The following is a 12,863-nucleotide window of genomic DNA, read 5'->3' on the forward strand; positions in this document are numbered from 1 at the left end:
CGCGTTCCGGTGACCGATGGGGACGCGGAGGAAACGACCTGGAACCGGGAGGAACGCCGATGACCGGAACGCGCCTGGCCGCCGCAGCGCTCGCCGCGGGCCTCGTGGGGGTGGCCGCGCCCGCCGCCTGGGTCGCGCTCGACCAGCGGCCCGCCGAGTCCGAACCCCGCGCCGCGGGCGCGCCGTACGTGGAGACCACCCTGCTGTTCGGCACGCAGCGGCCGGACGGCGGCGCGCCCGTCACCGACGAGCAGTTCCACGGGTTCCTCGACGAGGTGGTCACGCCGCTGTTCCCGGACGGCCTGACCGTCGAGGACGCCTACGGCCAGTACCGGGACTCGCACGGCCGCATCGAGCGGGAGCGCTCCTACCGGCTCACCCTGCTCCACCCGGAGTCCGAAGCGCCCCGCGACGACGCCCGGATAGACCACGTCCGCAAGACCTACCAGCAGCGTTTCGCCCAGGAGTCGGTGGCCCGCGTCGACGAGCGCACCCGCGTCGATTTCTGAGCCGATCCGAGCGGCGGATGCGGCGCGCGGGATTCGACGCTTTTCCCACCAATTCGCCGAATCCCGCGGGCCGGCTGGGGAAACATCGCGCAAAAGGAGTTCAAACAGTTCCCCAACCGCCGTTGGCCAAACGTTGGCGGCGGTGCGCGGCCATTCGGACCGGGGCGTTGACCTCACCGCGACCCGCGTAGCCGCCGGTGCGTTCGACGATCTCGAAGAAGACGCGGGAGCCGAGCAGTTCGGTGCACAGGTGCAGGATCTCGCCGTGCTCGTCGCGGTCGTAGAGGATCGAGAGCTCGCGCAGCGCCGCCGCCCGCTCGGGCGGCAGGTCGAAGCGGGCCTGCAGGTCGTCGTAGTAGTTGTCCGGGATGCGCAGGATCGGCGCGCCGCGCTCGCGCATGGCGCGCGCGGTCGCCACGGCGTCGTCGGTGCGCAGCGCGATGTGCTGCGGGTGGCGGACCGCGGGAGCCCACTGGCCCCGGCGCACCAGGGTGCCGTCCAGGGCCAGGCGCACCGAGCCGGTCTCGTCGGCGGCGGTGCGGGTGCGGACCATCCCGAACGGCGCGGCGAACTCGGTCGCCGGCCGGGCCTGCAGGCCGACGACCGCGCGGTAGAACAGCGCCGCCTCGTCGAACTGGTCGAACGGCTGGGTCAGCGCGACGTGGTCGACACCGGTCACCCCGGTTCCCGGGTCGCGCTCGCTCCCGGTGGCGGCGAAGTCCGACAGCCAGCTGGTGGTGTCGTCGGCTCCGGTGCGGCAGAAGAACACCGCCGTGCCGTCCGGTGCGGCGACCGAGGACAGCTCGGTCTCCTCGGGGCCCCGGGTGCGCGGCAGGGTCGGGGCGAGCATGGCGGCGGCCCGCCGCGCCGACCGCGCGGGGTCGGCGCTCTCCACGGCCAGCGCCCCGATCGCGGCGCCGCCCTCGGCGCCGGACTCGTCCGCCGTCGAGCGGTTGAGCAGCACCCGCGCGTCGCCCTGTTCCCACAGCTCCACGGGTTTGCTGCGGTGCTGCCCGGTCCGGCTGAAGCCGAGCGCGGCCAGCGCGGCGGCCAGCCGGGGCGCGGAGACCTCGTCGGCGGCGAGTTCGGCGAAGGCGTACCCGGCCAGCCGCGGAGCCGGGGCCAACCCGGCGTCGGGCAGCCCGAGCTGTTCCTCCAGCAGCAGCAACGACCGCATCGCGTCCACCGCGGCGGGACGCGGGTCGGCCTGCCGGAACACGTCGTTGAACACCTCCAGGGACCACGGCCCCGCGTACCCGGTGGACAGCACGGCGTCGGTGAAGCCCCGCAGGTCGAACGCGCCCTGGCCGGGGAACAACCGGTGGTGCCTGCTCCACTGGAGGATGTCCATGTCCAGCTTCGGCGCGTCGGCCAGCTGCAGGAAGAACAGCTTCTCGCCGGGGATGGTGCGGATCAGCGACGGATCGCCGCCCCGGGACAGCACGTGGAAGCTGTCCAGGCACAGGCCCAGCGCCGGGTGGTCGGCGCGCCGCACGATCCGCCACGAGTGCTCGTAGGTGTTGACGAACCGGCCCCAGGCCAGCGCCTCGTAGGCGATGCGCATGCCGCGCTCGGCCGCGCGCGCGGCCAGCAGGTGCAGCTGCTCGGCGGCCAGCTCGTCGTCGTCCACCGCGTCCGGCGACACCGACGAGCACACCAGCATCGTGTCCACGCCCAGCTGCGCCATCACGTCGAACTTCGCCTCGGCGCGGCGCAGGTTGGCGCGCAGCACGTCCGGCGGGACCGCCTCGAAGTCCCGGAAGGGCTGGTAGAGGTCGATGTCCAGGCCGAGTTCGGCGCAGCAGCGGCGGATCCGGGCCGGGGACCACGCCGAATGCACCAGGTCGTTCTCGAACAGCTCGACGCCGTCGAACCCGGCCGCGGCGGCCGCGACCAGCTTGTCCTCCAGCGTTCCGGACAGGCAGACGGTGGCGATCACGCGCCTGGCGTCAGCCATGCGCACCTCCCTTGTCGACGAGTTCGGCGAAGTGGCGCAGCATCCGCTCGGCGTCCGGCGCGACGCCGGTGAACAGCTCGAACGCGTCGGCGGCCTGGAAGACCGCCATGCCCCCACCGTCGAGGACGCGACAACCCCGCGCCCGCGCGGCGGTGACCAGTTCGGTGTTCAGCGGCCGGTAGACGACGTCGGCCACCCACAGCTCGGGACGCAGCGCCTCGACCGGGACCGGCAGTCCGGGGTGGGCGGCCATGCCGGTCGGCGTGGCGTGCACGAACCCGTCCGCGGCGGCCAGCGCCCGCGCCGCGGCGTCGGCGTCCCCCGCTTCGGCGCGGTCGGCGCCGAACCGGGTGCGCAGCGCCCCGGCGAGGGCGTCGCTGCGCCGGGCGTCGACGTCGAGCACCCGCAACGTCCCGACGCCCAGCGACAGCAGTGCGTGCGCGACCGCGGCACCGGCGCCACCGGCCCCGAGCAGCACGACGTGGTCCAGCCGCGCGCCGGGCAGGCCGCGCGCGAAGGAGCGGGCGAACCCGGAGCCGTCGGTGTTGTGCCCGACGGCGCGCCCGTCGGCGAGGACGACGGTGTTGACGGCGCCGAGGGCGGCGGCGTCCGGGGCGAGCTCGTCGAGGTGCTTGATCACCCGCTGCTTGCCGGGGTGGGTGATGTTGAGCCCGTCGTAGCCGGCCAGCCGCGCGGCGTCGAGCAGCTCGCCGATGTCGGGGCGGCCGAGCACGTCCAGATCCCAGCGGCGGTAGAGGTAGCGCAGCCCGAGTTCGTCGGCCTCCCGTTCGTGCAGCGGGGGGCTCAGCGACGGGCCGATGCCCGCGCCGATCAGGCCGATGAGGAAGCTGTCCTGGTTGCGCACTGCGGGATCTCCAGCCTTCGGATACGAACTAACCAGTTCGTACATCCTAGAGTTCCGGTCCCCCGGCCCGGAAGGGGCGCTGCGCTACCGTGGGGATCCGACCGAGCCGATCCGAGGGAGCCCCGTGGCCGCACCGACGTCCGACCGCAACCGCCCCGACACGCGGCAGCGCGACGCCGACCGCACCCGGGCCGAGATCCTCGACGTGGCCACCGAGGAGTTCGCCGACAAGGGCTACACGGGCGCCCGGGTCGACGAGATCGCCGCTCGGACCAGCACCACCAAGCGGATGATCTACTACTACTTCGGCGGCAAGGAACAGCTCTACCTCGCGGTGCTGGAGCACGCCTACGCGGTGATCCGCGGCCTGGAGAGCGAGGTCGACGTCGAGCACCTGGACCCGGTGGAGGCGCTGCGGCGGCTGGCCGAGCTCACCTTCGACCACCACGAGGCGCACCCCGCGTTCCTGCGGCTGGTCAGCATCGAGAACATCCACCGCGCAGAGCACCTGACCCGGTCCGCGCTGCTGCCCCGGCTGGCCGACCCGGCGCTGGAGGTGCTGGGCCGGATCCTGGAGCGCGGCCGCGCCGAGCACCGCTTCCGCACCGACGTGGACGCGCTCGACGTGCACGTGGTGATCAGCTCGTTCTGCGTGTTCCGGACCGCCAACCGGCACACCTTCCAGGCGATCTTCGGCCGCGACATGCTCGCGCCGGAGCACCGCGAGCACTACCGCCGGATGCTCGGCGATCTCGTCGTCGACTACCTGACCAACGTCGAGGACTGAGCCGCCGAACCCGCTCTTGACAGGTGACCCGAGCCACGTTCACCCTCTTGTAACTAACTAGGTGGTTCATTACCGCCGGGTTGCGAGCCCGTCCTCGAACCCGGTCGCGGCAGCAGCACCGCACTCCCGCGGATCCCGGCGGTCGTCGCCCGAGGACGGTCGTGGCGGCAGCCGGGATCGCCATCGCCGCGCGGAATCCGAGGACGGGTCGCCGAGCAACGGTGCACGGACTTCTGGAGTGACACGTGACGGACCCCTCCACCACCACGCGGAGCCGCTCGCGCAGGGCCGCGACCGCCGCGTGGATCGGCAGCGCGCTGGAGTACTACGACTTCTTCATCTACGGCACGGCCGCGGCGCTGGTGTTCAACCGGATCTTCTTCCCCGCCTCCGCCCCCGCCACCGGCACGCTGCTGGCACTGGCCAGCTTCGGGGTCGGCTACCTGGCTCGCCCGCTCGGCGCGTTCGTGCTGGGCCACATCGGGGACCGCTTCGGCCGCAAGCGGGTCCTGCTGCTGACCGTGCTGCTGATGGGCGTGGCCACGGTGGCGGTCGGCTGCCTGCCCACCTACCGGCAGATCGGCATCACCGCGCCCGCGTTGCTGGTCGCGCTGCGGCTGTTGCAGGGCTTCTCCGCCGCCGGGGAGCAGGCCGGGGCGAACTCGATGTCGATGGAGCACGCGCCGCAGCACCGCCGCGCCTACTTCGCCAGCTTCACCCTCAGCGGCACCCAGGCCGGGCAGATCCTGGCGACCGCGATCTTCCTTCCGGTGGCCGCCATGCCCGAACCCCAGCTCCTGGCGTGGGGCTGGCGGATCCCGTTCTGGCTCAGCGGCCTGGTGGTCGTCGTCGGCCTGGTCATCCGCAGCCGGCTGGACGAGACACCGGTGTTCGAGGAGTCCGTCGCGCGCTCCGGGAAGCGGGAACTGCCGGTGCTCGCGCTGTTCCGCGACCACTGGGCGGACGTGCTGCGCGTCACCGCCGCCGCGATCATCTCGGCGGTGCAGACGATCTTCACCGTCTACGCGCTCAGCTACGCGGTCAACACCGTCGGCCTGGCCCGGACGCCGATCCTGTGGGTGGGCATCCTGGCCAACGTCGTCGCGCTGGCGGCGATCCCGCTGTGGGCGGCGCTGTCCGACCGGGTCGGCCGCAAACCGGTGTTCATCGCCGGTTCGCTGGGGTGCGGGGTGCTGATGTTCGCCTACCTGTGGTCGCTGTCGGTCGGCGATTACGCGCTGATCTTCCTCGTCGGCGTCGTGCTGTTCGGGATCGTCTACAGCGCGCCGAACGGCATCTGGCCCGCGTTCTACGGCGAGATGTTCAGCGCCCGGGTGCGCCTGTCGGGGACCGCGATCGGCACCCAGATCGGCTTCACCCTCGCCGGTTTCGCACCCAGCATCGCCTCCGCGATCGGCCCGACGCGCCAGGACTGGATCCAGGTCGCCGTGTTCACCGCGCTGATCTGCGTGGTCAACGCGATCGCGGTCGCCACCGCCCGGGAGACCCACCGGGTCCCCACCGGCGAACTGGGCCGCGCCCGGTCGCGCAGCGACCGCGATCCCGAACCGGCCGGGGCCTGACGCGCACGAGGGCCCCTCGCCCGGTGGTGCGGGCGAGGGGCCCTCGTGCTGCGTCGCGACCCGTCAGCGGCCGCGGGCGGGGTTGCCCGGACCGCGCTGCGGCGCGCGGCGGGGCGCCGGACCTCGCTGCGCGGCGGGACGCCGCCCCGCCGGGGCGGCCGGGCGGCGCGGCGGGGTGCGCGGCTCCGGATCGAAGTCCAGGTCGTCGTCGTACCGACGGCCCCGGCCCCGCCGCTGCCACGGCTTGGGCCGGTTGCTCCAGCTGTCGAAGACGAGCACCACTGCCACGAAGCCCACAATCCCCAGCCCCACTGACCACACCTGGATGAGCAGGAAGAACAGCGCGACGAGGAGCAAAGGCCCCACCGCGGCCCAGCAGAACGGGTCGATCCGCCCGAAATTCCTGGTACCGGGCCGGTCCCGGTCGTCACGTGCCATCGAGGTACTCGCTTCCACTGTCTTGCCTGGGCTGCCGGTCTTCGGCACGCTCCACGGTAATGCGCCGCCTCCCGGCCACCGCGACGCGGCCCGGCGGCGCGGGGATCAGCGGCGCAACCGCTTGCGCCCGGTGACCTTGTTGTAGATCACCAGCACGATGATCGCGCCGATCACCGAGCCGATGAACCCGGCCGGGCGGAAGTCCTGGAAGCCGTGGAACCCGTGGCCCTTGATCAGGTCGAAGAGCACGCCGCCCGCGATCGAGCCGACGATCCCGAGCACGATCGTCATGAACAGCCCGATGTCGTCCTTGCCGGGCACGATCGCGCGCGCGATGAGTCCGGCGATCAGGCCGAACACGACCCAGCCGATGATGTTCAAAACCACAGCGTTCACCTATCGTCGACGAACTCGTCCACGATCAGGTTACGTGTCCACCCAGTGGGACGATCGACCGCGTTTGCCCGCTCCGCCGACTCGGCGCACGGCGACCGCCCGGCTCGGCACCGACGTGTCGAGGATCACGCCCCCGGAGCGAGGCGCGGACCGGGGAGCACCGGACCACCACGAACCCGCTCCCGCCGCCCGGCGCCGCCCCGACCGTCGAGTCCGTTGTGGACAGATGTGCTCCGTTGCCCGACGCGGTGGGGGTTTTCCCCGCGCGGGGAGCAGATCCCGGTGCGCTGCTCTAGGGTCCGGACCATGTCCGGTCGCGAACTGGTCGTGCTCGGCACGGCGAGTCAGGCACCCACCCGGCGGCGCAACCACAACGGCTACCTGCTGCTGTGGGACGGCGTCGGCATGCTGCTCGACCCGGGCGAGGGCACGCAGCGGCAGATGACGCACGCCGGCGTCAGCGTCCACCAGGTGCACCACGTGCTGATCAGCCACTTCCACGGCGACCACTGCCTGGGCCTGCCGGGCGTGGTGCAGCGGCTCTCCCGCGACCACGTGCCGCACCTCGTGCACGTGCACTACCCCGCGTCCGGCCAGCGCTACTTCGAACGACTGCGCCACGCGGCCGCGTTCGACGAGACGGCCCGGCTGCACCCGGAACCGGTCGACGGTGCGGGCGTGATCGCCACCGGACCGTTCGGCACCCTCGAAGCGGCGCGCCTGGACCACCGGATCGAGACCTTCGGCTACCGGCTCGCCGAACCCGACGGGCGGCGCATGGTGCCCGGACTGCTGGCCCGGCACGGCGTGCGCGGCGCCGACATCGGACGGCTGCAACGCGCCGGTGATCTCGTGGTCGGCGACCGCCGGGTGACGCTGGACGAGGTCAGCGAACCGCGGCCCGGCCAGCGGTTCGCCTTCGTCATGGACACCCGGCTCTGCGACGGGGTGTTCGCCCTGGCCGACCGCGCCGACCTGCTGGTGATCGAGTCGACGTTCCTGGACACCGACGCCGCGCTGGCCGAGCGGTACCGGCACCTCACCGCGGCCCAGGCCGCCCGCGTCGCCGCCGAGTGCGGCGTCCGCCACCTGGTGCTCACCCACTTCTCCCAGCGCTACACCGATCCCCGCCGGTTCCACGACGAGGCGGCAGCCGTCTTCGACGGGCCGATCACCGTCGCCGACGACCTCGTCCGCGTCCCCGTCCCGCCGCGCGCGACTTCCCGGCGCCAGCCCTCCCGCTCCCGCGGTTGACCCCTTGTTGGAAATGGTGTTCGTTTTCGTTTAGGCTGCGGTCGAGCGTCGTGCGCGAGGAAGGAGCTCGTCGTGAAGGTCCGCGCTTCGCTGAAGTCCCTGAAGAACAAGGACGGATCGCAGGTGATCCGGCGCCACGGGAAGGTGTACGTGATCAACAAGCGGAACCCGCGCTGGAAGGCCCGGCAGGGCTGACGGAACGTCCCGGGGGGGCCGGGCGGACGCCGTCCGGTCCCCCGCTATGTTCGGCGGGGCCGCGGAGGACGACGAGAGGTGCGGGAGTTCGGGTGGGTCAGCAGCGGATCCCGGTGATCGTCGTCGCGGGCTTCCTCGGATCCGGCAAGACGAGCCTGCTCAACCACCTGCTGCGCAACCCGGCGGGCGCGCGGATCGGCGTGGTGGTCAACGACTTCGGCGAGCTGGAGATCGACGCGATGAGCGTCGCCGGCCAGGTCGACTCGATGGTCTCGCTGGGCAACGGCTGCCTGTGCTGCGCGGTCGACGCCGCCGGCCTGGACGACCTGCTGTCCCGGCTCACCCGGCGCGGCAGCGGCATCGACGTGATCGTCATCGAGTGCAGCGGACTGGCCGATCCGCGGGTGCTGATCCGGATGCTGCTGGCCAGCACGCACCAGCGCACCACCTACGGCGGCCTGGTCGAGGTCGTCGACGCCGCCGAGTTCGACAGCACCCGCACCCGGCACCCCGAGCTCGACCGGCACCTGCGGTTCGCCGACCTGGTGCTGCTGAACAAGACCGACCGGGTCGACGGGGCGACCCGCGACCGCCTGGTCTCCGCGGTGCGCGACCTCGCCGACGGCACCCCCGTGCTGCCCACCGCGCACGGCCGGGTCGACCCCACCTGGTTCTTCGAACCGCGCGCGGCGCGGCCGGAGCGCGGTGGTCCCCGCCAGCTGTCCTTCGACGAACTGCTCGCCGAGACCCGCGACGAGGACCACCACGACCACCCGCACGCCACCTACCAGAGCGTCGAGTTCACCGCCGACGACCCGATCGACCCCCGCGCGCTGATGCGGTTCCTCGACGACCGGCCGTCCGGCGTCTACCGGATGAAGGGGTTCGTCCACTTCGGACATGCCGGGGGCGGCCGGAGGTTCGAGCTGCACACCGTCGGCAACTTCCTGCGCTTCCGGCGCACCCGCTTCAGCCGCGGCGAGCCGAGGCGGACCCAGCTGGTCCTGATCGGCACCGACATCGACGCCGACGCCGTCCGCGACCGCCTCGCGGCGTGCGTCGGCGAGCCCGCCGCCGACGACGAGCACGCCATGCTGGACGTCCTGCGCTACGTCGAGCGCTGACGCCGGTGTCGCGGTCCGCTCCGGCGGGTAGTGCCAGGGGCGCGGCCGACAGGGAGGACACCGGTGCGACTCGTCGAAGAAACGCCGTTCCGCTTCCGCATCGACCGGCACGGCGACATGCGGGTGCCGGGCGTGGTGTTCGCCTCGCGCGAGCTGCTGCCGCCCGCCGGGGACGGCTCGCTGGAACAGGTCGCGAACGTGGCCGCGCTGCCCGGGATCGTCGGCGCCTCCTACGCGATGCCGGACGTGCACTGGGGCTACGGCTTCCCCATCGGCGGCGTCGCCGCCACCGACGCGCGGCGCGGTGGGGTCGTCTCGCCCGGCGGCGTCGGCTTCGACATCTCCTGCGGGGTGCGGCTGCTGGCCGCCGACCTGGACCGCCGGGACTTCCAGCGGGTGCGGGAGGAACTCATGGATCAGCTGGGCCGGGCCGTGCCGCGCGGACCGGGCCGCGGAGCGGTGTGGGACCTGCCGCGGCGCGAGGACCTGGAGCGCCTGCTGCGCGACGGTTCCCGGCACGCCGTCGACCGCGGCTACGGCGTGCCGCGCGACCTGGACCGCTGCGAGGACTTCGGCGCCGTCCCGGACGCCGAACCGGAGCAGGTCGGCGAGCGGGCGCGGGAGCGCGGCCTCGGCCAGATCGGCAGCCTCGGCTCCGGCAACCACTTCCTGGAGGTGCAGGCGGTCGAGCAGGTGCACGACGCCCGGGCCGCCGAGGAGTTCGGCCTGCACCCGGACCAGGTGTGCGTGATGGTGCACTGCGGTTCGCGCGGACTGGGCCACCAGATCTGCACCGATCACGTGCGCGCGATGGACCGCACCATGGCCGACCGCGGCATCACCGTCCCCGACCGGCAGTTGGCGTGCGCGCCGGTCGACTCGCCGGAGGGCCGCGCCTACCTGGGCGCGATGGCCGCCGCCGCCAACTACGCCCGCGCCAACCGCCAGGTGCTCGGCTGGGCCGCCGGTGCGGCGCTGCGCCGGGTCACCGGGCGCGGCCTGGACCTCGTCTACGACATCTCGCACAACCTCGCCAAGTTGGAGGAGCACGAGGTCGGCGGTCAACGGCGCCTGCTGTGCGTGCACCGCAAGGGCGCGACCCGGGCGCTGCCGCCCGGTCACCCGGACCTGCCCCGGGACCTCGACGCCGCCGGACAACCGGTGCTGATCCCCGGTTCGATGGGCACCGCGTCCTACGTGCTGACCGGTGTCGCGGGCGGGGACGCCTTCCACTCGACCTGCCACGGCGCGGGGCGCAGGCAGAGCCGCCACCAGGCGGTGCGCTCGGTCGACGCGAAGGTGCTGCGCCGCGACCTGGAGCGCAGCGGCGTCGCGGTGCGCGGCGGTTCGGCCCGCGGGCTGGCCGAGGAGGCGCCCACGGCGTACAAGGACGTCGACGCGGTCGTCGCCGTCGCCGAAGGCGCGGGGCTGTGCCGCCGGGTCGCCCGCCTCGTCCCGCTGGGCGTGGTGAAGGGGTGAACCGGGGGCACCGCCTGCTGCCGCACACCGCGGACGTGCGCTTCGAGGCGTGGGCGCCGACCCGCGAGGAGTGCCTGGCCGAGGCCGCGGCCGCCCTGGTGGCCGGATTCGCCGACGTCACCGGCGTTGCCGCGCGGACCACCCGCACCGCGCGGCTGCCGGGCGCCACCGACGAGGACGTGCTGCTCGCGCTGCTCGACGAGATCGTCTACCTCCTCGACACCGAGGACGCCGTGCCGCTGCGCGCGGAGGTGACCGGGGCCGCCGGTGACGCGTCGGTGCGCCTGGACCTCGCCCCGCTCGACCGGGTGGAGGTGATCGGCGCGGCACCGAAAGCGGTGTCGCTGCACGACCTGCGGTTCGAACGCGCCACCGGCGGCTGGTGGTGCACGGCCACGGTGGACGTCTGAGGCGTCCGCCCGGCGGGTAGTCCGCGGGCATGCCGAAACGCCGGCGCGAGGACTACGAGCGGGGTCTGCCCGGGTACCACGACCCGATGGCGGGCTACGCCGGTGCGCCCCGCGCGCTCAGCGCGCTCACCCTGCGGTTGTGGTTGGCCGGGTTCGGGCTGGTCTTCTGCGCGGTCGGCGGCTACCTGGTGCTGCGCTACATCCCCGACCTGGCCTGGCTCGGCTGGACCCTCGTGGTGCTCGCGGTCATCGCCGCCGTCGACCTGGCCTGGGTCGCCTACCGCAAACTCCGCGGCGAACCGGGCTGAGCCGCGTCCACAGCGGACATCCGCCGTGGGCGAACGGCCTCGACCGCCGGCTCCGCAGAGTCTGTCTTTGAACTCCTTTTGCGTGGCGGTGCCGGGAGCGGAACCTCAGCGGTGCCAGCGGCGAGACCACTCACCGAAAGAGAAAGCGGCTACCGCCGCTTACCACGCCCCTTCCGGGCCGAAGACGGGCACTAAGCCGGGATCGGGAGGCGGTCGATCGCGTGGCGGACGAGGCTGATCAGCGCCTGCTTGCAGGACTCCCGGTCGCGGGCGTCGCACAGCACCATCGGCACGTCGTCCGCGATCGTCAGGGCCTCCCGCACCTCCTCGATCTCGTAGTGGTACGCGTCGTCGAAGACGTTGATGCCCACCAGGAACGGGATGCCGCGCCGCTCGAAGAAGTCGACCGAGGCGAAGCCGTCCTCCAGCTTGCGGGTGTCGACCAGCACCACGGCGCCGACGGCTCCCAGCGCGAGGTCGTTCCACAGGGGCCAGAAGCGGCTCTGCCCGGGCGCGCCGAACAGGTACAGCACCACTTCGTCGGAGACGCTGATGCGGCCGAAGTCCAACGCGACCGTGGTGGTGTCCTTCTCCGCCACGCCGCTGAGGTCGTCGACGCCCTCGCTGGCCACGGTCATCTCTTCCTCGGTGGTCAGCGGCGGGATCTCGCTCACCGCGCCGACGAGCGTCGTCTTGCCCACGCCGAAACCGCCCGCGACGATCAGCTTGACCGGCATCGGCGCGGCGGTGTCCTGCGCGGGGGCCGGGACGTCCGGCTCAGAGCCTGCAAAGCCCACGATAAACCTGCTCCAAGATCTCTCGGCTGACTTCCGCACGAGGCGCGCGCACGACTACGGCACCGTGGTCGAGCAGGTCCGAGCACAACACCCGGACCACGCCCAACGGCTGCTCCATCGCGGCGGCCAGCTCGGCGAGCGACACCGGCCGTCGGCACGCGTCGAGGATCAGCCGGTGCTCCGGGGTCAACTCCGCTCCCGCCGCGTCGAGGCGGGTTCCCGCGCTGACGACCTGCGCGGCCGAGTCGAGCTGCGCGTGCCTGCCGGAGGTGCGGCCCCGGGTGATGGTGTACGGCCGGACGATCGGCCCCGCTTCCTCGTCGTACCACGCCTCGTCCACGACTCAGTTCCTCTCCACCGACGCTTCCCGCGGTGCGGCCGACAGGAATGTGCCGACCCGGGTGATCAGGCGGCCCATGTCGTAGGCGACGAGTTCGATGTCGGCGTCGGTCTCGGTGAGCACCGACAGGCACGCACCGTTCCCGGCCGCGGACACGAACAGGAAGCCGCGCTCCATCTCCACGTGGGTCTGGGCCACGGCGCCGCGGTCGAAGTCCTTGCTCACGCCCTTGCCGATGCTGCGCAGGCTGGACGACGCCGCGGCGAGCTTGTCCGCGGCGTCGCGGTCCAGGCCGCCGGACTTGGCGATCACCAGTCCGTCGTTGGACAGCACCACGGCGTGCTGCGCGCCGTGCACGCCGGCCACGAAGTCGTCGAGCAGCCAGCTCAGCTTGGAACCCGCACTCGTTTCGATCATCCCC

At 72.8% G+C, this 12,863-nt stretch carries 16 protein-coding genes; 9 read left to right on the forward strand and 7 right to left on the reverse strand.

The annotated features are described in order from the left end of the window. The first annotated feature begins 59 nt into the window (after window positions 1–59). Window positions 60–509, forward strand: a complete 450-nt coding sequence (locus tag NV263_RS20640; RefSeq protein WP_263248144.1) for a DUF3574 domain-containing protein — start codon at window positions 60–62, stop codon at window positions 507–509. Window positions 510–609: 100 nt separating this feature from the next. Here the strand turns inward: NV263_RS20640 and NV263_RS20645 are convergent, their stop codons facing one another. Continuing rightward, window positions 610–2,466 (reverse strand): sugar phosphate isomerase/epimerase and 4-hydroxyphenylpyruvate domain-containing protein, encoded by a 1,857-nt coding sequence (locus NV263_RS20645; RefSeq protein WP_263248146.1) that lies wholly within the window; start codon window positions 2,464–2,466, stop codon window positions 610–612. Continuing rightward, window positions 2,459–3,376, reverse strand: coding sequence for a shikimate dehydrogenase (locus NV263_RS20650; RefSeq protein ID WP_263248148.1), 918 nt, complete (start codon window positions 3,374–3,376; stop codon window positions 2,459–2,461). The genes NV263_RS20645 and NV263_RS20650 overlap by 8 nt, the downstream gene beginning before the upstream one ends. 79 nt (window positions 3,377–3,455) lie before the next feature. Between NV263_RS20650 and NV263_RS20655 the strand changes: the two genes are divergently transcribed. After that, on the forward strand, window positions 3,456–4,118 hold the full coding sequence (locus NV263_RS20655; protein WP_263248150.1) for a TetR/AcrR family transcriptional regulator: 663 nt from the start codon (window positions 3,456–3,458) through the stop codon (window positions 4,116–4,118). 245 nt (window positions 4,119–4,363) lie between these two features. Then, complete coding sequence (locus tag NV263_RS20660; protein ID WP_263248152.1) at window positions 4,364–5,701, forward strand: MFS transporter; 1,338 nt, start codon at window positions 4,364–4,366, stop codon at window positions 5,699–5,701. Between the two features lie 63 nt (window positions 5,702–5,764). Here the strand turns inward: NV263_RS20660 and NV263_RS20665 are convergent, their stop codons facing one another. Then, window positions 5,765–6,139: a hypothetical protein gene (locus NV263_RS20665; RefSeq protein WP_263248154.1), complete on the reverse strand. Its 375-nt coding sequence runs from the start codon at window positions 6,137–6,139 to the stop codon at window positions 5,765–5,767. Window positions 6,140–6,244: 105 nt separating this feature from the next. Continuing rightward, on the reverse strand, window positions 6,245–6,526 hold the full coding sequence (locus NV263_RS20670; protein WP_263248155.1) for a GlsB/YeaQ/YmgE family stress response membrane protein: 282 nt from the start codon (window positions 6,524–6,526) through the stop codon (window positions 6,245–6,247). A 315-nt stretch (window positions 6,527–6,841) separates the two neighbouring features. Between NV263_RS20670 and NV263_RS20675 the strand changes: the two genes are divergently transcribed. The 6 genes from NV263_RS20675 (at window position 6,842) to NV263_RS20700 (ending at window position 11,305) form a co-directional block, all read left to right on the forward strand. Beyond that, window positions 6,842–7,789, forward strand: coding sequence for a ribonuclease Z (locus NV263_RS20675; protein ID WP_263248156.1), 948 nt, complete (start codon window positions 6,842–6,844; stop codon window positions 7,787–7,789). 72 nt (window positions 7,790–7,861) lie between these two features. Next, the gene (gene ykgO / locus NV263_RS20680) at window positions 7,862–7,984 is read left to right on the forward strand and encodes a type B 50S ribosomal protein L36 (protein WP_263248157.1); all 123 of its coding nucleotides are present in this window, start codon (window positions 7,862–7,864) and stop codon (window positions 7,982–7,984) included. Window positions 7,985–8,076: 92 nt separating this feature from the next. Beyond that, window positions 8,077–9,108: a CobW family GTP-binding protein gene (locus tag NV263_RS20685; RefSeq protein ID WP_263248159.1), complete on the forward strand. Its 1,032-nt coding sequence runs from the start codon at window positions 8,077–8,079 to the stop codon at window positions 9,106–9,108. 63 nt (window positions 9,109–9,171) lie between these two features. Beyond that, window positions 9,172–10,587 (forward strand): RtcB family protein, encoded by a 1,416-nt coding sequence (locus NV263_RS20690; RefSeq protein ID WP_263248160.1) that lies wholly within the window; start codon window positions 9,172–9,174, stop codon window positions 10,585–10,587. After that, complete coding sequence (locus tag NV263_RS20695; RefSeq protein WP_263248162.1) at window positions 10,584–10,997, forward strand: archease; 414 nt, start codon at window positions 10,584–10,586, stop codon at window positions 10,995–10,997. Before NV263_RS20690 ends, NV263_RS20695 begins: the two co-directional genes overlap by 4 nt. A 29-nt stretch (window positions 10,998–11,026) precedes the next feature. Continuing rightward, window positions 11,027–11,305 carry a hypothetical protein gene (locus NV263_RS20700; RefSeq protein WP_263248163.1) on the forward strand — a complete coding sequence of 93 codons (279 nt, stop codon included), beginning with the start codon at window positions 11,027–11,029 and terminating at the stop codon, window positions 11,303–11,305. Between the two features lie 191 nt (window positions 11,306–11,496). Here the strand turns inward: NV263_RS20700 and NV263_RS20705 are convergent, their stop codons facing one another. The 3 genes from NV263_RS20705 to NV263_RS20715 are packed head-to-tail and all read right to left on the reverse strand — an operon-like array spanning window position 11,497 to window position 12,859. After that, window positions 11,497–12,042 (reverse strand): GTP-binding protein, encoded by a 546-nt coding sequence (locus tag NV263_RS20705; protein WP_263248164.1) that lies wholly within the window; start codon window positions 12,040–12,042, stop codon window positions 11,497–11,499. 40 nt (window positions 12,043–12,082) lie between these two features. Further along, complete coding sequence (locus NV263_RS20710) at window positions 12,083–12,442, reverse strand: DUF742 domain-containing protein (protein WP_263248165.1); 360 nt, start codon at window positions 12,440–12,442, stop codon at window positions 12,083–12,085. 3 nt (window positions 12,443–12,445) lie between these two features. Further along, window positions 12,446–12,859, reverse strand: a complete 414-nt coding sequence (locus NV263_RS20715; protein ID WP_263248167.1) for a roadblock/LC7 domain-containing protein — start codon at window positions 12,857–12,859, stop codon at window positions 12,446–12,448. Window positions 12,860–12,863: the final 4 nt, after the last annotated feature.

Origin of the sequence: Saccharopolyspora rosea, from assembly GCF_025643595.1 — a bacterium.
GTDB lineage: Bacteria > Actinomycetota > Actinomycetes > Mycobacteriales > Pseudonocardiaceae > Saccharopolyspora > Saccharopolyspora rosea.

What these genes read in the sequence shown, in the direction of transcription:
- NV263_RS20645 (WP_263248146.1), bottom strand. Translation starts at nt 2,466, where the DNA reads ATGGCTGACGCCAGGCGCGTGATCGCCACCGTCTGCCTGTCCGGAACG.
- NV263_RS20715 (WP_263248167.1), bottom strand. Translation starts at nt 12,859, where the DNA reads ATGATCGAAACGAGTGCGGGTTCCAAGCTGAGCTGGCTGCTCGACGAC.
- NV263_RS20700 (WP_263248163.1), top strand. Translation starts at nt 11,027, where the DNA reads ATGCCGAAACGCCGGCGCGAGGACTACGAGCGGGGTCTGCCCGGGTAC.
- NV263_RS20675 (WP_263248156.1), top strand. Translation starts at nt 6,842, where the DNA reads ATGTCCGGTCGCGAACTGGTCGTGCTCGGCACGGCGAGTCAGGCACCC.
- NV263_RS20650 (WP_263248148.1), bottom strand. Translation starts at nt 3,376, where the DNA reads ATGTACGAACTGGTTAGTTCGTATCCGAAGGCTGGAGATCCCGCAGTG.
- NV263_RS20665 (WP_263248154.1), bottom strand. Translation starts at nt 6,139, where the DNA reads ATGGCACGTGACGACCGGGACCGGCCCGGTACCAGGAATTTCGGGCGG.
- NV263_RS20640 (WP_263248144.1), top strand. Translation starts at nt 60, where the DNA reads ATGACCGGAACGCGCCTGGCCGCCGCAGCGCTCGCCGCGGGCCTCGTG.
- NV263_RS20705 (WP_263248164.1), bottom strand. Translation starts at nt 12,042, where the DNA reads ATGCCGGTCAAGCTGATCGTCGCGGGCGGTTTCGGCGTGGGCAAGACG.